Source organism: Azospirillum lipoferum (assembly GCF_024170005.1).
GTDB lineage: Bacteria > Pseudomonadota > Alphaproteobacteria > Azospirillales > Azospirillaceae > Azospirillum > Azospirillum lipoferum.
On record NZ_JALJXJ010000007.1, the window covers coordinates 251,485 to 272,101 of the forward strand.

The window sequence follows — 20,617 nt, forward strand, 5'->3', positions numbered from 1 at the left end:
GAAGTTCATCGTGCAGCCACTCGCCCTAAGCCATATGAGCATCGTCAGCAGCCTTGGTGCTGGCCAGGATGCAACCCTGGATGCTCTGCACACCGGCCGGGGCGGCCTGAAACCTTGCAGTTTCGAGACGGTTACACTGGACACCCATATCGGCGAAGTGGACGGGGTGGAGGATGTGCGCCTCCCGGACAACCTCACAAGCTTCGACTGCCGCAACAACCGGCTGGCCGAAATGGCCCTGCATCGGGACGGCTTCGCCGACGCGGTCGCCAGTGCCCGCGAGCGGTATGGCGCCGGCCGAATCGGCGTCTTCCTGGGCACCAGCACGTCGGGCATCCTGTCTGCCGAACTGGCCTTCCGCGCACGTGATCCGCGGACGGGAGCACTGCCCGCCGCCTTCAATTTCGCCACCACCCACAGCACCGGTTCGCTGGCCGACTTCGTCCGCCATCGCCTGGGGCTGGAGGGACCGGCCTTCGTCGTCTCCTCCGCCTGCGCCACCACGTCGAAGGTCTTCGCCAACGCCGCCCGCATGATCGCCACCGGCCTGTGCGACGCGGCGGTGGTCGGGGGAGCCGACAGCCTGTGCCTGACGACGCTGTACGGCTTCCATTCCCTGGAACTGGTCTCCCCCACCCCCTGCCGGCCGTTCGATGCGGAACGCAGCGGCGTCTCGCTGGGCGAGGGTGCCGGCTTCGCCCTGCTGGAACGTGCCGACCCGAATCCTGCCCCCGGAACCGTCCATCTGCTGGGCACCGGGGAAAGCAACGACGCGCACCACATGTCGACCCCGCATCCGGAAGGGCTGGGCGCCCGGCTGGCGATGGAGCGGGCGCTGGCCAGCGCCGGCTTGCGGCCGGAGGACATCGACTATGTCAACCTGCACGGCACCGCCACCACCTATGGCGACGCGGCGGAGGACCAGGCGATCACCGGTCTGCTCGGCGCCCGCACTCCGGTCAGTTCGACCAAGGGCTATACCGGCCACACGCTGGGCGCCGCCGGCATCATCGAGGCGATCATCAGCGTGCTGGCGCTCCGCACCGGCCTGATCCCCGGCAGCCCGCAGACCCGCAACCTCGACCCCGCCCTGCGCAGCCGCTACCTGCAAGCCAATGAGACGGGGCGGCTGGATCGGGTGATGACCAACTCCTTCGGCTTCGGCGGCAGCAACAGCAGCCTGATCTTCGGGTGGGCGGCCTGATGCGCGCCTATGTCGAGGGGATCGGCCTGCTTGGTCCCGGCCTTCCCGGGTGGGAGCAGTCGCGCGCGATCCTGACAGGCGACTGCGCCTATGTGGCCTCGCCGGCCGTGCTGACCGCCAGTCCGCTGCTGCCGCCGGCCGAGCGGCGGCGCAGCGTGCCGACCGTCAAGCTCGCCATGGCGGTGGGGGCGGAGGCGCTGGAGCAGGCCGGCCGCGATGCCGCGACGGTCGCCACCGTCTTCACCTCCTCCAGCGGCGATCCCGACACGCTGCACCAGATCCTGGAAACGCTGGCGACGCAAGAGCGCGACATCTCGCCGACGCGCTTCCATAACTCGGTCCACAACGCGCCGGCCGGCTACTGGAGCATCGCCACCCGCTGCCGCGAGCCCTCCACCAGCCTGTCCGCCCATGACGAGAGCTTCCAGAGCGGCCTGCTGGAGGCGGCGGCGGAGGTGGCGGCGGATGGCTGGACCGTCGGGCTGATCGCCTACGACCTGCCCTATCCGGAACCGCTGGGCAAGGTCCGCCCGATCACCGGGGCCTTCGGCACCGCCCTGGTCCTGACCCCGCAGCCGACCGGCCGCTGCCTCGCCTGCCTGGACATCGACCTGTCGCGCGGGGACGAGCCGGTCAGCCGCATGGCCGATATCGGGCTGGAAGCATTGCGCGTCGGCAATCCGACCGCGCGCGCCCTGCCGCTGCTGGCCGCGCTGGCGCGGGTCTGTGCGGGCGGCAGTCCGGAACGGGTGGTGCTCGATCTGCCGCCGAGCGGGCGGGTGGTGATCCGGGTGGACGCGCCATGCTGTTGAGCCGTGCGGAGCTTGCCGCCCTGATCCCCCATGCCGGCACCATGTGCCTGCTGGATGGCGTGCTGTCCTGGGACCGCAGCCGCATCCGCTGCATCGCCCGCAGCCATCGCGCGCCGGACAACCCGTTGCGTCACGCCGGACGGCTCTCCGCGCTGTGCGGGGTCGAATATGCCTCCCAGGCGATGGCGGTGCATGGCGGGTTGATGGCCGATGGAGGACGTCCCGCCGCCGGTTACCTTGCCAGCCTGCGCGACCTCACCTGCCATGTCGCCCAACTCGACGACATCGCGGAGGATCTGGTCATCAAGGCCGAGAACCTGACCGGCGAGGGCAGCCGGGTGATCTACGCCTTCTCCATCACCGCCGGCGACCGAGACCTGCTGAGCGGCCGGGCGGCGGTGGTAATCGATGCGGGCGTCACGGAATTGGGGACGGCATGAAGCGCGCACTCGTCACCGGCGGCAGCGGCGCACTGGGCGCCGCCATCTGCAAGGCGCTGGCCGCCGAGGGGCGCCATGTGCTGGTCCACGCCAACGGTTCCGTCACCCGTGCCGAAGCACTGGCGGCGGAGATCGCCGCATCCGGCGGATCGGCGCAAGCGGTCGCCTTCGACGTCACCGACGCCGATGCCACCGGCGAAGCATTGGAACGGGTGCTGGAGGCCGGTCCCATCCAGATCCTGGTCAACAATGCCGGCCTCCATGACGATGCGGTGATGCCGGCGATGCGGCGGGAGCAGTGGGGCCGCGTCATCGACGTGTCGCTGAACGGCTTCTTCAACGTGACGCAGCCGCTGCTGATGCCGATGATCGGCACGCGCTGGGGTCGGATCATCAGCGTCTCGTCCGTGGCGGCCATTGCCGGCAACCGCGGCCAGACCAACTACGCCGCCGCCAAGGCCGGGCTGCATGGCGCGACCAAGTCGCTGGCGCTGGAACTGGCGCCGCGCGGCATCACCGTCAATGCGGTGGCGCCGGGCATCATCGCCTCGCCGATGGCCGACGCTGCCTTCGACGCCGAGATGGTCAAGCGCATGGTGCCGATGAAGCGCGCCGGCCGGCCGGAGGAGGTGGCGGACCTCGTCGCTTTCCTGGCCTCCGACCGCGCCGCCTACATTTCCGGCCAGATCGTCTCGATCAACGGAGGAATGATCTGAGGGGACGGGAGCGGACGCGCCGCACCGTCAGCATCGGCAACCGGCCGATGAAACCCAGCATCAACCGGGTGTGCATCCAGGTCAGCAGGGCGTTGTCCCGGACATAGTTGAAATGGGAAATGCCGCCCTCCTCCGCCCTGAAATAGCGGACGGGAGCCGGCACGTTGATGGTCGGCAGACCGGCCCAGCAGAGCCGCACCGCCGCCTCCGGATCGAAGTCGAAGCGGCGCATCCACGGGTTGCGCCGCATCACCGTGCGCAGCGGCTTGATCGGGTAGACGCGGAAGCCGAACAGCGAATCACCGATCCCGCCCCACAAAGTCTCCAGATTGGCCCACCAGTTGGAGATCTTGCGCCCACCCACCCGCAGCCGCGGGGCGGCGGCATCGAACACCGGTTTGCCCAGTACCAGTGCTGCGGGGTTGGCCAGCGACACGCCCTGGAACTGCGGGATGCGGTCGGCCGGATGCTGGCCGTCGGCGTCCATGGTCAGGGCGTGGGTGAATCCGCAACGCTCCGCCTCCTCCAGCCCATGCAGGACGGCGGCCCCCTTGCCGCGATTGACCGGCAGTTCCAGCACGCGCAGATGCGGATCGTCCGCCGCCATCACCCGCAGTTCCGCCGGCGTGCCGTCGGTGCTGCCGTCGATGACGACCCAGACCGGCGCCCAGTGTCCACGCGCCGCCCGCACCGTTTCGAACAGCTTCGGTCCCGTGTTGTAGCTGGGGATCAGGACGAGATGGCTGGTGGAGGCGTCGGTGATCAAAGCTCTGCCCTGTAATGGCGTTCCACATCCTCGACCAGCCCGCGCACGTCGGTCGGCGGATCGAAGCGGCGGCCGAGGCGGACGGTATAAACCAGCGGGAACTCCGGCTTGCGGAACAGCGGCCAGCCCTTGCCCAGGAAGTTGGTGTTGGCGTCGATGAACACCGTCTGCACCGGCGCGCCGGCCGTCTTGGCGATCAGCGCGAAGCCGCCCTTCAGCGGGTTGACCGGCGCCCGCTCCGTCCGCGTGCCTTCTGGAAAGATCAGCAGCTGATGGCCGTCGCGCACCCGTTGCGCCGCCATCTTGACCAGCGAGTTGGGCGCATCGTTGCGGATATAGCCGGCCATCCGCGCCCCACCGCCGAGGAAGAGATTGTCATAGACCGGAGCCTTGGCGATGCAGACGACATCCGGCAACCGCGAGATCAGCAGCACGGCGTCCAGAATCGACGGATGGTTCGGGCAGATCAGCAGGCCATCGTCACCCTTCAGCGAATCCAGCGCCGACAGGTCGGTTCTCAGCACCCCGCAGGCCCGCAGCGTGCCGAGATAGAGGCGGAATCCCGTCCTGATCGCCTGCCGGCCGAGCGGCCCGGCGATCCGGCGCGGCAGAAGCGGACCGATCAGCGCCGCCGTCAGGCTCCAGGCCAGTGACATCAGGCCGAACAGGAACAGCAGGCCGTAGAACAGGGGATATTCCCAGGCCTGCCGGACCGCGCCGACAATGCCTAGACCGCGTCGCCCAGGGGGGTGCGCACGTTCTGCCGCCGTTTCCGCCATGCCATGTAGTTCCTTTTGAAGTCCAGCAGGGCGTTCATGTAGTAGATCGCCTTGAATATCTTCAGCCGCGCCTTGATCGGCGACGGGCGGAAGACGTCGCCGGCCAGAAGCGACAGCAGCGCCTCCTCCACCCGGAAGACGTTGCGCGGTCCCATGAACAGGTTGCGCAGGGCCGGCGTCGTCACCCGGTAGATGTACCAGGAGAAGGTGCCGATGCCCTGGCGGACGGTGTCCTCGAAACGCTTCAGCACCTGTTCCTGCCGTGCCGGCTCGCGCAGGCAGGCATCGACCGCCTCGGCCCCTTCGAAGGCGCTGGTCATCGCCAGATAGACGCCGGTGGAGAACACCGGGTCGATGAAGGCGAAGGCATCGCCCAGCATGACGTAACCCGGCCCCGACATGCGGTCGGCCTGATAGGAGAAGTTGCCGGTCCCCGTCACCGGCCCGGTCAGTTCCGCCCCCTCCAGCCGTTCCGCCAGCGCCGGGCAGAGCGCCACGGTATCGAGGAAGAAGCGGGTCTGGTCGGTCTTGCGCGTCTTGAAATAATAGGGCCAGCAGACCGCCCCGACGCTGGTGGTGCCGTCCGCCAGCGGGATGAACCAGAACCAGCCATGGTCGAACCAGAAGACGGTGATGTTGCCTTCGGCCTTGCCCGGCAGCCGTCTGGCGCCGGTGAAATGGCCGAACATCGCCGCACTGTTGTGCTTGACGTTGCGCCGCTTGATGCCGAAGCGCGACGCCAGCAGCGTATCGCGGCCAGATGCGTCGACCAGGAAGCGCGTGCGCAGGGTGCGGGTCGTGCTGTCCTCCTGCCGGGCGGTGACGATGGTGCCGTCGTTGCCCTGGATGTCGACGTCCGTCACCTTGCAGCCTTCGATGACGGTGGCACCCTTGGCGGCGGCGTTGCGGATCAGGATATGGTCGAATTCCGACCGCCGGACCTGAAAGGCATAGGGCTTGGTCTTGTCCCAGGCATTGGCGAAGTCGAAGGTGACGGCCTTGCCGTGATAGGGCGAGACGAACTCCGCCCCATATTTCAGCATGCCGATCCGTTCCACCTCCTCCAGCACGCCCAGCCTTTCCAGCAGGGGCAGATTGCAGGGAAGCAGGGATTCGCCGATGTGGAAACGCGGGTGATGGTCCTTTTCCAGCAGTGTGACCCGATGGCCCTTGCCGGCCAGCAGCGCCGCCGCGGTCGCCCCGGCAGGCCCGCCGCCCACCACCAGGACATCGCAATCGTAATCGGAATCGTTCGACACCATGGGCTTTGCCGCTCTCCGCTTGTCCCGCTTTGGGGTGTTCGAGGTGGATACCCGTTTCTGGCTCTAGCGACCCGCAACTCTGTGCCAAATTTACCGCACCCAGTCGCGCACAATCCAGGGACAAAACCCCGCCACTGCCCTTTATCCGGGGCCTAGCCAAAAGGATATATCCGCTCGCCACCGATATCAGCGTTCACTGTTACAGTATCTCTATGCCACAATGTTTCAGGATGATTTCAGCACTGCCGCATACTGCTGCCCGATCCCGCCACTGCACTTGAGACTTCGCAACTGGCTTGAGTGGTTACCCATTTGGCGACATTCAAACCCACTTGCCTGCCGGGGGCCACGCCCACAAGATGCCGACGTCCTGAAACCGACCAACTCAACCGGGGATGCATGGTGCGTGTGTTGCCAACGACGCTTGCCGTTGCCGCCTGCGCCATGTCGGCGATCCTCTGCATGCCGGGCCGGGCCAACGCGCAAGACACCGGCAAGCCGTTGTTCGAGATCGGCATCGGCGGCGGTGCCGGTTACATCCCCGATTATCCCGCCGCCGACCAGAATCACGTCCAGGCAGCCGCCCTGCCCTATGTCATCTATCGCGGCAACGTGTTCCGTGCCGACCGCAACGGCATCCAGGGCCGGCTCTACCGCTCCGACCGCGTGACCTTCGAGGTCAGCCTGGAAGGCGCGCTCGGTTCCTCCGCCGACCACAACCGGGCGCGCGAGGGCATGCCGGACATCGATCTGCTGGGAGAGGTCGGACCGGCGTTGAAGATCAACCTGCACCGGGACAGCGACCGGCGCGCCCGGATCGACCTGACCCTGCCGGTGCGCAGCGTCTTCTCCACCGATTTCAGCCGCATCAAATACCGCGGCCTCGTCTTCGCACCCGACGTCGCCTACAGCAAGGCCGGACTGATTTCCGGCGACGACCAGTTCCGCCTCAGTCTGGGGCCGATCTTCGCCTCCAGCCATCTGATGGATTATTTCTATCAGGTCGACCCGCAATATGCGCGCGCCGGCCGTCCGGCTTACGACGCGAAGGCCGGCTATCTCGGCCTGCGCCTGCACAGCTCGCTCGTGATGCCGGTGACGGAGCGGATTTCCGCATTCGGCGCCGTGCGGGGAGAGCTGTTCTCGGGCGCCACCAACGACGACAGCCCGCTCTACAAGCGCAACGTCAATCTTTCCGTCGGGGCCGGCTTCACCTTCTCGCTCTACCGGTCCGACAGCCGGGTCAGCGCCGTGAGCGACATTCTCGACTGACCCCGGTTTCAATCGAAGGAGACACCGCCGTGCCGACCGAACCCTCGCCCCGCGTCGGCAGCGCCGTCGAACCGCACCCCGTTCTCGATGCCTATTACGGCGACAGGACGCAGCGGCAGCGCTTCGTCCGCGGGCTGTTCAACCGGACGGCCCATCATTACGACCGCATCAACGCCATCTTCGCGCTCGGCTCGGGTTCCTGGTATCGGGCACAGTGCCTGCGGCGGGCGGGCTTGCGGCCGGGCATGCGGGTGCTGGACGTCGCCATCGGCACCGGTCTGGTGGCACGGGAGGCGGTGGCGCTCTGCGGCGATCCCGGCGACGTGATCGGCCTCGACCTCAGCGAAGCGATGCTGGCGGAAGCCCGGCGCAGCCTTTCCATTCCGCTGATCCAGGGCGTGGCCGACGCGCTGCCGCTGGCCGACTCCTCCGTCGACCTCGTCACCATCGGCTATGCCCTGCGCCATGTCGGTGACCTGACCGCCACTTTCCGGGAGTTCCGCCGCGTGCTGCGCCCAGGGGGGGCCGTGCTGGTGATGGAGATCGGCCGCCCCCGCCGCCCGGTCACCCGGCACCTGATGAACGCCTATCTCGGCATGGTGGTGCCGGCGGTCTCGCGCCTCAGCGGCGGCGGTGAGAGCGGGCGGACGCTGATGCGCTATTATTGGGAGACGATCGACCGCTGCGTGGAACCGGAGGTCATCACCGGGGCGATGGCGGCGGCCGGGCTGGCGCAGGTGCGCTGCGATACCGATTACGACCTGTTCAAGAACTACACCGGCAAGCGGCAAGCCGAAGCGACGGCGTGAAGGTGCTCCGACCGGCGGATCGCCTGTTGTTACTACCTCTCTTAGGCGTTCTTCATCCGCCTTTGCCGATGCCGCCCTGGGGTTATCGCCCTCATAGTCGCCCCTACAGGGCAACAACCAGAACAGATCGCGTGAGGAAAGACATGGTGGGGAAAACGACTTGGGCGGCATTGTCGGTGGTGGCGCTGCTGATCGGCTGCGCCGGGCAGCAGCAAGGGACTGCCACCGGGGACGGGACCGGCGCCACCGCCTCGGCCGCCCCGTCGACGCCGGGCGCGCGGATGGTGAAGTCGCGCGACGGCCGGTACGAGGGCGAGGTGATCGGCACCCCGGCCCCCGGCAGCCGCTTCGCCAAGCTGCAGATCGGCATGACGATGGAAGAGGTCTCCACCCTGATCGGCGCGCCGGACAACATGATCCGGCACGAGACCGGCAAGCGCTGGATCCCCTTCTATTTCGGCAACGACGCCCAACGGCTCCAGGTCATCTACCGCAACGAAGGCTGCCTGACCTACACCGGCGGCAACGTCTTCGGCGGCGGCGGGTCGGAACTGATCCGCATCACCGTCGCGCCCAAGGGCGGGTGCCTGGACACGTAAGCCAGGGGACGCAAGCCGGGGCGTCAGTGCTTGCCCGACCCCGGCTCCGCCATCTTGCGGTGCTGGCTGGCCAGCACGCCGGAGGGGGTGACGGTCGCCATCGTCGTCTGAAGCTTGTTCTTCCAGCCGGCGACGACGTCGCCCTCGCCGTCCATCATGGCGTCGAAGCCGACCTTGGCGACCATCGCCGGATCGTCCTTCTTCCCCTGGCCGACCGCGGTGTCCATCATGCCGGCCCGCTCGAAGAACTCCGTGTCGGTCGGGCCGGGCATCAGGCAGGTGACGGTGACGCCACTGTCCTTCAACTCGTCGCGCAGCGCGAAGGAGAAGGAGTCGATGAAGGCCTTCGTGCCGTTATAGACCGCCTGGAAGCTGCCGGGCATGAAGCCGGCGATCGAGCCGGTGATCAGGATGCGCCCCTTGCCCCGGCTGCGCATGTCGCGCCCGACCTTGTGGATCAGGTAGAGCGTGCCGGTGATGTTGGTGTCGATGACATGGCGGGCCTCGGCGAAATCCTGATCCAGGAAGCCATGCCCCAGCCCATGCCCGGCATTGGCAAGCAGCGCATCGACCGCCCGCCCCTTCAAGGCGGCATGGAGCCGGTCCACCCCGTCCAGCGTCGCAAGGTCGGCCTGGACCGTCTCGACCGCGGCACCCAGCTTGCGCAGCTCGCCGGCGGCCTGCTCGATCGCCGGATCGTCGGCGGCGATGACAAGGTCGAATCCATTGCCGGCGCATTGCTTGGCGAGTTCGAGGCCGATGCCGCTGGAGGCTCCGGTCACGACGGCGAGTTGCATGTTGGCGGCGCGAGCCATGGGACTGCCCTTTCGAATGGTGGTGCTGCCCTGATCAACCACCGCGTCGGAAAGGAGGTTCCTGTTCCGTCCGCCCCCTACCTATCTGTGCAGGAGATGCAGGGATCGACCGACGCCTGGATGATCGACAGGTCGGCCAGCGGCTGCCCCGTCACCATCGCTTCGATGGCCGGGATGTTGACGAAGGACGGCGTGCGGATCTTCACCCGCGCCGGCGTGGCCCCGCCTTCGGAGGCGACGTAGTAGAAAGCCTCGCCCCGCGGCGCCTCGGTGCGGATGGTGGCCTCGCCGACCGGGATCTCCGGCAGACCCTCCGTCGCCCGCAGCGGCCCGGCGGGCAGCGACAGCAGCGCCTCGCGGATCAGCCGGATGCTCTCAACCATCTCCAGCGCCCGCACCACGACGCGGGCCAGCACGTCGCCTTCCGGCCGGGTGACGCTCTCGAATCCCAGGGCGGCATAGGACAGATAGGGCTGGTCCTTGCGCACGTCGATGTCGAGGCCGGAGGCGCGGGCGACCGGCCCGACCACCGCCCATTCCACCGCCTGCTCGCGGCTCAGCCGGCCGACGCCGCGGGTGCGGGCCAGTGCCGTCGGATTTTCGGTGAAGGTCGGGATGACGATCTCCGCCAGCCCCTTCGACAGCGCGTCCAGCGCCGGCAGATACCGCATGGGATCGGGGATGTCACGATGGACGCCGCCGATGCAGTTCATGCCGTAATTCACCCGGTTGCCGCTGATCGCCTCCAGCGTGTCCATCACCAGTTCGCGCAGGCTGAACACCTCCATGAACAGGGAATGGAAGCCGATGTCCTCCGCCCCCACCCCGGCCCACAGCAGATGGGAATGCAGCCGCTCCAGCTCGGCGATGATGGTGCGGATGTGGGCGGCGCGTTTAGGAATTTCGATGCCGGCGATGGTCTCCGCCGCCATGCAGAAGGTCATGGCATGGGTGTTGGAGCAGATGCCACAGACCCGCTCGATCAGGGTGATGACCTCCACCCAATTGCGTTTCTGCGCCAGAAGCTCGATCCCGCGGAAGCTGAAGCCGACCTCCACGGTGGCGCTGTCGATGACCTCGCCGCGACACTGGACCTTGACCTTGAAGGGTTCTTCCAGCGCCGGGTGATAGGGGCCGAGCGGAAAGCTGTAGGGCATTGACGGACACTCCTAGGAACGGGCCGGATATGTGGCGAGCGGAGACACCGGCTTGCGTGCGACCGCCGCCGGGCGGCACATCGCCTCGCGCAGGGTCGCGGTGTCGATGCCTTCGGGCCGGATCAGCGGCACCGGATTGGGATGGCCGGGAAACTCCACCGCGAACAGGTCGCGGATCTCCCGCTCCGCCCAGGACGCCGCCCGGACGGTCGGCGCCAGCGACGGCAGCGCTCCGTTGCGGGTGCGGGTCTTCACGCTGATCACGCGATGTTCGTCGATGTAGTGATAGATCACCGTCGCTTCGCCATCCTCCGCATGCGGGATCGCCGTGACGGTGCCCAACCGGATGCCGAGGTCCGCCATGGTGGCAGCCATCGCCTCGACCTCCAGCAGCGGGGCATCGACCCACAGGGCGCCGTTGTCGTCCGTGACGGACCGCACGCCAGGAATGGCCTGCAAGGCCTCGGTCAACTGGCGGGGAGCAAGGTCAGCGCTCATGATGCACCTCCTCCGCGGCGGCCGGGATGAAGGCGGAGCGCAGCCGCGCACTGGCCGCCCACCGCCGGCAGTCCGGACAATAGCCGCGCTCGGCCTCCTCCACGCCCCACAGCGCGGCGATCGCCGCATCCGGCAGCGGCACATGGGCAGCGCCGCAGCGGGTGCAGGGCTGCAACCGGACGATGCTCTCCAGCCGCAGCCCGTCGCCGGCCGCACTGTTCATTCCTGTCGGCACCTCCGCATCCAGGCTGATCGCCTGCGTCGGGCAGTTCTGCGCGCAAAGCCCGCAGAAGGAGCATTGGCCGATGAAGAAATGCCAGGACACCGACACGCCGGGATCCTGGGTGAAGCTGATCGCCTTCGGAGCGCAGACGAAGGCGCAGGTGCCGCAGGCGGTGCAGCGGGCGGCATCATGGGCCAGCGCGCCGCGATAGACCGTCGGCACGTCCGGCATGTCGGCAGGAGCCCGTGTGCGCGACGGGCGCAGCAGGTTGCCGAGAATGGTTTTCAGCATGGCCATGGCGCATCCCCCTCAGCGGACCAGCGTCGCGGCCATGGTGACCGCCGACGCGATGCCGCCCCAGACCCAATAGAAGCGGAAGGCCTGCGCCAGCCGCAGCCGTGCCGTCGCCGTCGCCAGCAGCGTCACCCCGCCGAGCACCAGGATGCCGGCCGCCAGATAGACCAGCAGGTTCACCAGCGGCCACGGCGTGGCCGGGATGAAGACCACGGCGAACAGCTCGGTCAGCAGAACCAGCTCGACGGCGTGCGACAGCTTGAACAGGGCCAGCGGCGGGCCGCTGTATTCGATATGGCTGTCGGCGACGATCTCATGCTCTGCATTGGCGATGGAGAAGGGATTCAGCTTCATCCGCGCCGGCAGCGCCAACAGGAAGGTCACCCCAGCCAGCAGATGCACGATCCCATAGGGCGCGGCCTGCAAGGCGCTCATCCGGAAGCTGCCGGCCTCTTGCGCCATCGCGATGATGGCGACCAGGAAAGGCAGGTTGTAGGCGAGCGACAGCAGCGCTTCGCGCATCGCCGCCACCTGCCCGTAGATGGAGCGGCTGACATAGCCGGCCAGCACCTCGCACAGCACCGGTACTTCCATCAGGTACAGCAGCAGCACGACGTCGCCCGGCAGCGATGGCACCGGGTTGCCAGGCAGCGGAACGATGGCGAGCGCCGCCGTCACCGCACCCACCGACACCAGCGGCAAAGCCAGGAAGATGCCGCGGCTGACGCCGCGCGGGATCACCGTCTGCTTCCCCAGCAGCTTCATGAAATCGAAGAAGGGCTGGAAGAAGGGCGGGCCGCGGCGGCCCTGCAAGCGGGCGACCAGCTTGCGCATGAACCACAGCTCCAGCCAGCCCAGCGGGGCGGCGAACAGCAGCCCCGGCCAGACGGCGAAGGCGATCAGATAGGACCAGACGGTGTTCATGACAGCCTCCCCTGCCAGTTCTGCAACTGGCTTTTGGTGGCGCCGTCCTCCAGCAGCCTGGCGGCGCGGGCGATGCCGTCCAGGATGGCCTGCGGCCGCGGCGGGCAGCCGGGCACCCAGACATCCACCGGAACGACGCTGTCCAGGGACTCGCTCAGCACCAGCGGACTGCCGGCGAAGACGTTGCCCGACGCCGGACAGGAACCCAGCGCCACCACCGCCTTCGGATTGGGAACCTGGGCGTAGATGTCCAGGATCGCCTCACGCGACCGCAGCGTCAGCGTGCCGGAGATCAGCACGATATCGGCATGCTTCGGCGTGCCATGCAGTTCCACCCCCAGCTGTTCGGCGTCGTAGCGCGGGCTCAGCAGCGGTGTGATCTCGATGTCGCAGCCGTTGCAGGACCCGGCGTTCAGCCGGCAAATCCAGGGCGACCGCCGGCGCGAGATGGCGACGACCCGTTCGATCAGGTTCATTTCACACCTCCGGCCGGGTTGGCCGCCGGATTGCTCGCCAATTCGGCGACATGAGGATGAGGCTCGGCAGCGGGGCGGAGCGCATTCGGCACCAGCCCGAACAGCACCGGCGCCACGGCGAAGGCCAGCAGCACCAGGGCGGCGGCAGGCGGCAGGGGCCGTCCGGATACCGGCGATTCCGCCGGCCCCAGCCACACCCGATGGATGACGCGGACATAGCAGAGCAGCGCCATGGCAGACGAGGCATAGAGCACCGCCAGCAGCGCCGGTCCGCCCAGTTCCGCTCCGGCCAGATACAGCCGCCAATGCCCGACGAAGCCCAGCGTCGGCGGAATGCCGATGAAGCCCAGCGCCCCCAGCATGAAGGCGGCACTCGCCACCGGCAGCGGCGTGGACAGGCCACGGTCATCCAGCGTCACCGCCCGGCCGAGATGCCACTCCGCCGCCCCGACCGCGCCGAACAGCACGATCTTGCCCAGCGCGTGGCCCAGGATGCCGAACCATGCCCCGGCCATGCCGTCGGCCCCGCCGGCCACCAGCCCGAGCAGCAGATAGCCCATGTCGTCGATGGAGGAGAAGGCCAGCATCGGCTTCAGCTCCCGCTGGGCCAGCGCCAGCAGGGCGGCTCCCAGCAGCGACAGCCCCGCCAGCCCGATCCACAGCGGCGCGAAGTCCGTAAAGATCCAGGGAGCCACGTCCCTCAAGGCCAGAAGCTCGCAGAATCCGCCGACATCGACCACTGCGACGATCAGCGCCGTCGTCATCGCCGACGACGCCCGGGCCACCGCCGGCAGCCAGAAATAGACCGGCACCAGCCCCAGCTTCAGCGCCACGCCGATCAGCAGCAGCGCCACCGCCAGCCGGTCCCAGGGGGCGGCCGGCCGCACTTCGCCAAGATGGATCAGCGCCAGCGCCGTCCAGCCGCACAGCGTGGCGAGCAGCACCGCCGTCAGGTATTTGCGGGCGGCGGCGTGGGCCTGACCGGTACCACCGCTCCACACCATGCCGACCGCCAGCAGTTCGGCGGATGAGGCCAGCAACGTTCCCGCCCAGCCGTGCCCGGCCAACCGGGCGGCAACCGCCAGGGCGACGGTGGCGGCGGCGAAGCGCCACCATCCGCCGTTGCCCTGCGGGATCGCCCGGGCGTAGAGCCCGACGCCGAGCGCGACCGCCAGAAAGAGGGGGATCAATACCATGTCCATGGTTGGAGTCCTCCGGCTGCGCTCAGACCAGCCACACGCCGGCCAGTGCCGCGACGGCGGCAAGGCCGATGGCCAGGAGCGGACGATCCTCGAACGCCCCGCCGGCCACGGCCTGCGCCGCACCGGCCACACGGGTCAGGCCGCGCCAGATCCGCAGGAAGACGGGATCGGGATCGAGCGAATAGACGGGATGAAAGGCGCTCTCCGCCATCTCGGCGAAGTCGACGGCACCCGGACGGTCGCCGGCCGGCAGCGGCTCGCCGCCGGAATAGACCGACACCAGACCGGACGCCGGGGCCTGGGCCAGCCTGTAGACCAGCAGCCCCAGCATGGCGGACGCCAGCACCACGGCGCCGCCGACGGTCACGGCAATGCCGCCGCGGTCGGTCAGGATGCCGAGCCAGCTCATCTGCACCGCCCAGTCGAAACCCAGCGAGCGCACCGCCGGCGCCACCACCGGCACCATCAGTAGTTGCGGCGCCAGCCCGAACAGCAGGCAAAGACCGGCCATGGACCCCATGCCGGCCAGCATGCTGGGCGACGCCTCATGCACCGGCCGGCCGATCAGCGCCTTTGACGGCACCCCGTAGAAGGCGTTGACCGTGGCCTTCAGGAAGGAGAAGGCGGTCAGGATGCTGCCAATCCAGCCGACCAGCACCACCGCCAGCAGCCCCTTGTCGAGTGCCGCGCCGAACAGCAGCCATTTGGCGACGAAGCCGTTGGTCAGCGGCACGCCGGCGATGGAGGCGGCGGCGATGATCCACACCTTCGCCGTTCCCGGCATCGCGGTGGCAAGCCCGCCCAGTTCCCGCAGGTCGCGGGTGCCGGTGGCGTGCTGGATGGCGCCGGCGCACATGAACAGCGTGCCCTTGAACAGCGCGTGGCTCAGGCAATAGAACAGCCCGGCCGCCAGCCCGAGATCGCTGCCGAGCGCCAGCGCGACGACGATGTAGCCGAGCTGGCTGACGGTGTGAAAGGCCAGCAGCCGCTTCAGGTCGGTCTGCGCCATGGCGAAGATGACCCCGACCAGGATGGTGACGCAGCCGACCGCCAGCAGGGGCACCTCCAGCGCCGCATGCCACTGCCCGCCCCCGACCACATACATGCGGGCGATCAGGTAGACGCCGGCCTTGACGTAGCAGGCCGAATGCAGCAGCGCCGACACCGGGGTCGGGGCGTTCATCGCCTCCGGGATCCAGCTGTGCAGCGGAAACATCACCGATTTCGCCATCGCCGCGACGACGAACAGCGCCGCGACACCCGACGTGAAGGCGGTCCCCACCGCGGGGTCGGTCCAGACCAGCGTGCCGGCGCGGGAATAGACCAGCACCAGACCGATCAGGAAGCCGTAGCCGGCGAGATGGGTGATGACCAGAACCTTGCGGGCACCGTCGGTCGCCGCCCGCTGCCGGTACCAGAAGCCGACCAGACTGTAGGAGCACAGCCCGATCACCTCCCAGGCCAGATAGGCACCCAGCATGTCGGCGGCCCCGGCCAGCAGCAGCAGGCCGGCGATGAAGACCAGCATGATCGCGTAGAAGCGCGTCGTCCCCTGCTCCTCATGCTCCATGTAGCGCACGGAGAACAGCAGGATGGCGGCACCGATGCCGGTCCCCATCAACATGAACAGAACGCTCAGCCCGTCGAGGCGCAGACCGATGGAGAAGGGCCCGTCCCACACCGGCAGCAGCGGCGCTTCCACGGCGATGCCGGCCATGCTGGCGGGCACCAGCGTCAGGGTGACGAGGAAGGAGGCGAAGACCGCCGCAGTCGCCAGCACGCCCTTGCCGACCGGCGTCAGCCAGCGGCCGAGCAGCAGTTGCAGGACGAAGCCCCCGAGCAGAAGAAGGATGGGGAGCGTGATGGATGTCATGACTCGCCCCTTTCTCAGCCGCCGGCCAGCGGCGGAAAGATGAAGACGTCGGACTCCGGGGTCAGCGGGGTGTCGAGCCCCTGGAGGCCGCGCACGTCCTGCCCGTTGACCAGGATGATGGCGAAGCCGGCCAGTTCACCGTCCTTCAGAATCCAGCGGGCGAAGTTCGGGCCGTATTCGGCCGCCAGATCGCGCAGCAGATCGCGGACGGTGGAGGCCGGCCGCCCCCGGATTTCGCTGCGTTTTTTGGTGGCATCGCGCAGAAGCGCGAAATAGGACACTTTCATGGGATAGCTGCCTTTCCACCGGCACCGCGATCCCGACTGCCGTCGCCGTGGAATGGGACGGCGGCGGCAGTCGGAGCAGGGTCAGGCCAATTCCAGCGCGCTCAGCTTTTCCCTGGTGGGAACGCCGTCGGCATCCCAGCCACGGGCCCCGTAATAGAGCGGCAGCATTTCCGGCAGGCGGCTGACCGCCCCCTTCGATGGGCCGGTCACGATCGGCTCATTGAGCAGACGCGGGGGCAGCGTGTCGTCGGCCGCAGTCAGGCCGGCCTTCAGGTTCCACAGCCGCTCCAGGTTCCACACCCGCTCGCCCGCCGCGAGGAAGCTGTCGCCGCTATAGGCGAAGCCGGTCAGCGCGGTCATCAGCTCGGCGAATTCCGGTGCGCCGATGCCGAAGGTGGTGAACAGGCAGGAGCCGGTCGAATCCAGCGCCGCCGTCAGGTTCTGGAACAGCGCCACCAGTTCGGCCTTGCCTTCGATGCTGTCCTTGTCGACCTTGAACGGCACGCCCAGCACTTCCGGGCTGATGGTGTAGCCGCGGACATGGCAGCCGCCGCGGTTGTTGGTGGCGTAGTTCAGCCCGATGCCCTGGACCGCGCGCGGATCGTAGGCCGGCATTTCCTGCTTCTTGACGGTCATCGACAGTTCCGGATGGCCGTAGAGGCTCGCCAGCCGGTAGGAGCCGAGCGCCAGCTTCCGGCCGAAGCCCTGCCCCAGCCCGGTCAGCCGCACCGCCTCCACCATCGCGTCTGCATTGCCGAAGTCGAGGTCCAGCCCTTCGGTATCCTCCTTGGTGATGATGCCGCGATGATACAGCTCCATGGCGCAGGCGACCGTGCCGCCCATGGAGATGGTGTCCAGCCCATATTCGTTGCAGTAATAGTTGGCCTTGACGACTGCATCGAGGTTGTCGATCCGGCAATCCGGCCCGAAGCCCCAGGCGGTCTCGTACTCCGGCCCTTCGCCTTCGCCCTTGTATTTAGGGTTGCTGACCTTGGTCGCCCGGCCGCAGGAGATGATGCAGGAGAAGCAACCCTTCGGCCGCTGCAACTGGTTGGCCGCCAGCGTCTCGCCACCCACCTTGTCGGCCGTCTCGAAATGTCCGTCCTGGAAATTCGCCGTCGGCAGGCCGCCCACCGAGTTCAGGATGTTGACCAGCACGTTGGTGCCGTAGAGACGGAGGCCGGTACCGCCGACCGGATGCTCCTTGATCATGGTGCTGGCCTTGGCGACCGCGGCCAGGAAGGCCTCCTTGTCGGCCACGGTCACGGCACCGGTGCCGCGCACCACCACCGCCTTCAGGTTCTTCGATCCCATCACCGCACCGACGCCGGTGCGGCCGGCCGCGCGCTGCATGTCGTTCATGATGGCGGCGATGTAGGACATCGCCTCGCCCGCCGGGCCGATGCAGGCGATCTTGGCGTCGGCCGCCGTCTCGGCGTTCAGAGTCTCGGTGGTTTCCGGCACGTCCTTGCCCCAAAGATGGGAGGCGTCGCGGATCTCCACCTTGTCGTCCTGGATCCACAGATAGACCGGTTTTGCTGCACGGCCCTCCAGGATCAGCATGTCGTAGCCGGCATATTTCAGCTCCGGCCCCCAGGCGCCGCCGGAATTCGACGCGGCGATGGTGCCGGTCAGCGGTCCCTTGGTGACGACGTCGTAGCGCCCGGCCGACGGCGCGAAGGTGCCGGTCATCGGCCCGGAGGCGAAGATCAGCTTGTTTGCCGGCGACAGCGGATCGACCGTGGGATCGACCTCGTCATACATGTATTTCGTGCCCAGCCCGCGGGCGCCGATATAGTCGCGCGCCAGTTCGGGCTTCAGTGCTTCGGTCGAGACCTTGCCAGTGCCGAGGTCGACCCGAAGGATCTTTCCAATCCAGCCATGCATGATCAGACCTCCGCGAAGGCGTTCTTGAGCTTGGCGGCGAAGGAGCGTTTGCGCGCCTGCGCCGAGACGGTGTCCTCGACCCATTCAAGCGCATGGGTGGGGCAGATCGCCGCACAGGACGGCGCACCGTCGCAGGTGTCACATTTCAGGATCTGCGAACCCAGGAAGTCCCAGGACGCGCAGCCGAACGGACAGGCCTGAACGCACATCTTGCAGCCGATGCATTTGTCGGCATCCAGTTCGACCTGGCCGTTCTCCGGGTTGCGGTGCATCGCCTTGGGCATGCACACGGTGACGCAGGCGGCGTCCTTGCACTGCTGGCACATCATGGGAACGGAGAAGCCTTCGCGCTCCCAGGTATAGACATGGACACGGGAGGCTTTCGGACGAAAGTTCCCCTCATGCTCCATGGAACAGGCCAGTTCGCAGTTGCGGCATCCGGTGCATTTGTCCGGATGGATCATCAGCATCATGCTCATGGTCGATGACCTCCTTCATGCCGGGCGCAATCGCCATTCCTGGCCGCTGCTTGACACTCGCAGCTCTTCTTGCGCGCCCGGCCTTGGGCGTACCCCCCGGACCGTCCGGTGCCCCTCACCAAAGACGCGCATGACAGGCGTCACCGCCGGAACGGCGCACGACCGCCGGGCGTGGAGAGAAAACGGGCGGGATGAATGTCGGGCACCGCACGGGACCGGCCGGGGGACTGGCCCGGTCCGTCGGGAACCGGGCGCCTTCAGGGCGGATGGCAGATGGCGACGACGGAAGGCAATCCGCAGGCGTGGACCTGCGTCAAGAGTGGGGTCAAGAGGAGGCGATGCGCCGTTTTGTTGTTCATAATTCCGGCCCGTTATGATCGGAAAAACATAGGGCCCGTCTGGCGACTTGGTCTGGAAGGCGGGTCTGACAATCCTTGAAACAGACCTGCCCTTCTTATCACCGCTTTGCATGCGGTGATATGATTTACATCAACGCATGCTGGTCAATTGTGGTGAAGACTTGAAACGATTGGCCGAAGGCAAGGTCGGGGAACATCGATGCACGAACTGTCGCTGTGCGAAAGCATCGTCTCCCTGGTCATGGAATCCGCGATACGGGAGGGGCTGACGCGGGTCACCCGGGTGACCGTCGACATCGGCGCAGCATCCGCCATCGATCCGGACGCCCTGCTGTTCTGCTTCCCCCTGGTGACGGAGGGAACGCCCGCCGCCTCGGCAGAGCTGTCCATCAACCGCATCGCGCTGAAGGCCCGCTGCACCGCCTGCGGCGCCGACTTCGCTCCGGAATCCCTGATCTCACCCTGTCCCGTCTGCGGCGGTCATGACCGCAGTCTGACCGCCGGACGCGACATGCGCGTGGTGTCGTTCGAAGGCGAGTGAGTTTCCGCACAACAAAAAGGGCGCGGCTTTCCGCAAGCCGCGCCCTTTCAAACTCACGCCCCTACCCGCCCGATCAGGCATGGGTCAGCAGGCGGTTCTTTTCCATCGTCACCTGCTCCGTCCTGGCGGTGGCGATCACCGCCTTCTGGAGCTTCTCGAAGGCACGCACCTCCAGCTGACGCACGCGCTCGCGCGAGACGTGGAAGGTCTGGCTCAGCTCCTCCAGCGTCAGCGGCTCGTCGCGCAGGCGGCGGGCAACCAGGATCCGGCGCTCGCGGTCGTCCAGCACGCCCAGCCCCAGCTTCAGGAACTGCTGGCGCCGGCGGCGCTCCTCGGAGTCGGCAAGCGTCGTCTCCTGGTCCGGCCGGTCGTCGGCCAGCAGATCCTGCCATTCGGCGTCGCCGTCTTCCGACAGCCCGACATTGAGCGAACGGTCGTTGCCCAGGCGGCGGTTCATCTCCACCACCTCGGCCTTCGACACGTTCAGCTCGGTGGCGATGCTCTCCACCGCTTCCGGCGACAGGTCGCCGCTCTCCAGCTCCTGCATCCGCGCCTTCAGGCGGCGCAGGCTGAAGAACAGCTTCTTCTGTCCGGCGGTGGTGCCGATCTTCACCAGCGACCAGTTGTGCAGGACATATTCCTGGATCGCCGCCCGCACCCACCAGGAGGCGTAGGTGGCGAAGCGGAACCCCTTGGCGGGGTCGAACTTCTGCGCCGCCTGCATCACGCCGACATTGCCCTCCGCCACCAGATCGGCCAGCGGCAGGCCATAGCCGAGATAGCCGCGCGCCATCTTGACGACAAGACGCAGGTGGCTGCCGACCAGCTTGTCGAGGGCGGCCGGATCCTGGTGCTCGTGCCAGCGAACGGCCAACTCGTGTTCCTGTTCCGGCGTCAGGTACTGGTACTTGCGGGCATCCTGCAGATAGAGCTGCATCGGTTC

General features: G+C 67.6%; 23 protein-coding genes. 8 read left to right on the forward strand and 15 right to left on the reverse strand.

What is annotated here, in order from left to right; genetic code table 11:
- The first annotated feature begins 10 nt into the window (after positions 1–10).
- The 4 genes from J2848_RS17420 to fabG are packed head-to-tail and all read left to right on the forward strand — an operon-like array spanning position 11 to position 3,172.
- Complete coding sequence (locus tag J2848_RS17420) at positions 11–1,204, forward strand: beta-ketoacyl-[acyl-carrier-protein] synthase family protein (RefSeq protein ID WP_170307080.1); 1,194 nt, start codon at positions 11–13, stop codon at positions 1,202–1,204.
- A complete protein-coding gene (locus J2848_RS17425; protein WP_211103173.1) occupies positions 1,204–2,016 on the forward strand; it encodes a beta-ketoacyl synthase chain length factor in 813 nt (270 codons plus the stop codon). Before J2848_RS17420 ends, J2848_RS17425 begins: the two co-directional genes overlap by 1 nt.
- Positions 2,007–2,456 carry a hotdog family protein gene (locus J2848_RS17430; protein ID WP_149232221.1) on the forward strand — a complete coding sequence of 150 codons (450 nt, stop codon included), beginning with the start codon at positions 2,007–2,009 and terminating at the stop codon, positions 2,454–2,456. Before J2848_RS17425 ends, J2848_RS17430 begins: the two co-directional genes overlap by 10 nt.
- Positions 2,453–3,172, forward strand: a complete 720-nt coding sequence (gene fabG / locus J2848_RS17435) for a 3-oxoacyl-ACP reductase FabG (protein WP_149232220.1) — start codon at positions 2,453–2,455, stop codon at positions 3,170–3,172. The genes J2848_RS17430 and fabG overlap by 4 nt, the downstream gene beginning before the upstream one ends.
- Here the strand turns inward: fabG and J2848_RS17440 are convergent.
- Genes J2848_RS17440 through J2848_RS17450 form a run of 3 tightly spaced genes read right to left on the reverse strand, consistent with a single transcriptional unit; the run spans position 3,153 to position 5,979 of the window.
- Positions 3,153–3,938, reverse strand: a complete 786-nt coding sequence (locus J2848_RS17440; protein WP_246193942.1) for a glycosyltransferase family 2 protein — start codon at positions 3,936–3,938, stop codon at positions 3,153–3,155. The genes fabG and J2848_RS17440 overlap by 20 nt on opposite strands.
- The gene (locus tag J2848_RS17445; RefSeq protein ID WP_149232219.1) at positions 3,935–4,717 is read right to left on the reverse strand and encodes a lysophospholipid acyltransferase family protein; all 783 of its coding nucleotides are present in this window, start codon (positions 4,715–4,717) and stop codon (positions 3,935–3,937) included. Before J2848_RS17445 ends, J2848_RS17440 begins: the two co-directional genes overlap by 4 nt.
- Positions 4,666–5,979, reverse strand: coding sequence for an NAD(P)/FAD-dependent oxidoreductase (locus J2848_RS17450; protein WP_149232218.1), 1,314 nt, complete (start codon positions 5,977–5,979; stop codon positions 4,666–4,668). Before J2848_RS17450 ends, J2848_RS17445 begins: the two co-directional genes overlap by 52 nt.
- Positions 5,980–6,378: 399 nt before the next feature.
- Between J2848_RS17450 and J2848_RS17455 the strand changes: the two genes are divergently transcribed.
- The 3 genes from J2848_RS17455 to J2848_RS17465 all read left to right on the forward strand — a co-directional run bounded on the left by J2848_RS17455 (position 6,379) and on the right by J2848_RS17465 (position 8,659).
- The gene (locus tag J2848_RS17455) at positions 6,379–7,251 is read left to right on the forward strand and encodes a MipA/OmpV family protein (protein WP_149232217.1); all 873 of its coding nucleotides are present in this window, start codon (positions 6,379–6,381) and stop codon (positions 7,249–7,251) included.
- A gap of 29 nt (positions 7,252–7,280) precedes the next feature.
- A complete protein-coding gene (locus J2848_RS17460; RefSeq protein ID WP_149232216.1) occupies positions 7,281–8,060 on the forward strand; it encodes a class I SAM-dependent methyltransferase in 780 nt (259 codons plus the stop codon).
- Between the two features lie 143 nt (positions 8,061–8,203).
- Positions 8,204–8,659, forward strand: a complete 456-nt coding sequence (locus J2848_RS17465; protein ID WP_149232215.1) for a hypothetical protein — start codon at positions 8,204–8,206, stop codon at positions 8,657–8,659.
- Between the two features lie 23 nt (positions 8,660–8,682).
- Here J2848_RS17465 and J2848_RS17470 read toward each other — a convergent pair whose 3' ends face one another.
- The 11 genes from J2848_RS17470 to J2848_RS17520 all read right to left on the reverse strand — a co-directional run bounded on the left by J2848_RS17470 (position 8,683) and on the right by J2848_RS17520 (position 18,774).
- Positions 8,683–9,474 carry an SDR family NAD(P)-dependent oxidoreductase gene (locus tag J2848_RS17470; protein ID WP_149232214.1) on the reverse strand — a complete coding sequence of 264 codons (792 nt, stop codon included), beginning with the start codon at positions 9,472–9,474 and terminating at the stop codon, positions 8,683–8,685.
- A gap of 77 nt (positions 9,475–9,551) precedes the next feature.
- Positions 9,552–10,631 (reverse strand): hydrogenase large subunit, encoded by a 1,080-nt coding sequence (locus J2848_RS17475; protein ID WP_149232213.1) that lies wholly within the window; start codon positions 10,629–10,631, stop codon positions 9,552–9,554.
- A gap of 12 nt (positions 10,632–10,643) precedes the next feature.
- Positions 10,644–11,129, reverse strand: coding sequence for an NADH-quinone oxidoreductase subunit C (locus tag J2848_RS17480; protein ID WP_149232212.1), 486 nt, complete (start codon positions 11,127–11,129; stop codon positions 10,644–10,646).
- Positions 11,119–11,649 (reverse strand): 4Fe-4S dicluster domain-containing protein, encoded by a 531-nt coding sequence (locus tag J2848_RS17485; RefSeq protein ID WP_149232211.1) that lies wholly within the window; start codon positions 11,647–11,649, stop codon positions 11,119–11,121. The genes J2848_RS17480 and J2848_RS17485 overlap by 11 nt, the downstream gene beginning before the upstream one ends.
- A gap of 12 nt (positions 11,650–11,661) precedes the next feature.
- The gene (locus tag J2848_RS17490) at positions 11,662–12,570 is read right to left on the reverse strand and encodes a respiratory chain complex I subunit 1 family protein (protein ID WP_149232210.1); all 909 of its coding nucleotides are present in this window, start codon (positions 12,568–12,570) and stop codon (positions 11,662–11,664) included.
- Positions 12,567–13,046 (reverse strand): NADH-quinone oxidoreductase subunit B family protein, encoded by a 480-nt coding sequence (locus tag J2848_RS17495; protein WP_149232209.1) that lies wholly within the window; start codon positions 13,044–13,046, stop codon positions 12,567–12,569. Before J2848_RS17495 ends, J2848_RS17490 begins: the two co-directional genes overlap by 4 nt.
- Positions 13,043–14,248, reverse strand: a complete 1,206-nt coding sequence (locus J2848_RS17500; RefSeq protein WP_149232208.1) for a proton-conducting transporter transmembrane domain-containing protein — start codon at positions 14,246–14,248, stop codon at positions 13,043–13,045. Before J2848_RS17500 ends, J2848_RS17495 begins: the two co-directional genes overlap by 4 nt.
- A gap of 22 nt (positions 14,249–14,270) precedes the next feature.
- Entirely contained in the window at positions 14,271–16,121 is a 1,851-nt protein-coding gene (locus tag J2848_RS17505) for an NADH-quinone oxidoreductase subunit 5 family protein (protein ID WP_149232207.1), read from the reverse strand.
- A gap of 14 nt (positions 16,122–16,135) precedes the next feature.
- Positions 16,136–16,408 (reverse strand): MoaD/ThiS family protein, encoded by a 273-nt coding sequence (locus tag J2848_RS17510; RefSeq protein WP_149232206.1) that lies wholly within the window; start codon positions 16,406–16,408, stop codon positions 16,136–16,138.
- Positions 16,409–16,489: 81 nt separating this feature from the next.
- Positions 16,490–18,295 (reverse strand): aldehyde ferredoxin oxidoreductase family protein, encoded by a 1,806-nt coding sequence (locus tag J2848_RS17515; protein WP_149232205.1) that lies wholly within the window; start codon positions 18,293–18,295, stop codon positions 16,490–16,492.
- Between the two features lie 2 nt (positions 18,296–18,297).
- Positions 18,298–18,774, reverse strand: coding sequence for a 4Fe-4S dicluster domain-containing protein (locus tag J2848_RS17520; RefSeq protein ID WP_149232204.1), 477 nt, complete (start codon positions 18,772–18,774; stop codon positions 18,298–18,300).
- A gap of 558 nt (positions 18,775–19,332) precedes the next feature.
- Here J2848_RS17520 and hypA point away from each other — a divergent pair.
- Positions 19,333–19,674, forward strand: a complete 342-nt coding sequence (gene hypA, locus J2848_RS17525; RefSeq protein ID WP_149232203.1) for a hydrogenase maturation nickel metallochaperone HypA — start codon at positions 19,333–19,335, stop codon at positions 19,672–19,674.
- Between the two features lie 73 nt (positions 19,675–19,747).
- Here the strand turns inward: hypA and rpoH are convergent, their stop codons facing one another.
- Positions 19,748–20,611, reverse strand: a complete 864-nt coding sequence (rpoH, locus tag J2848_RS17530; RefSeq protein ID WP_149232426.1) for an RNA polymerase sigma factor RpoH — start codon at positions 20,609–20,611, stop codon at positions 19,748–19,750.
- Between the last annotated feature and the right edge of the window lie 6 nt (positions 20,612–20,617).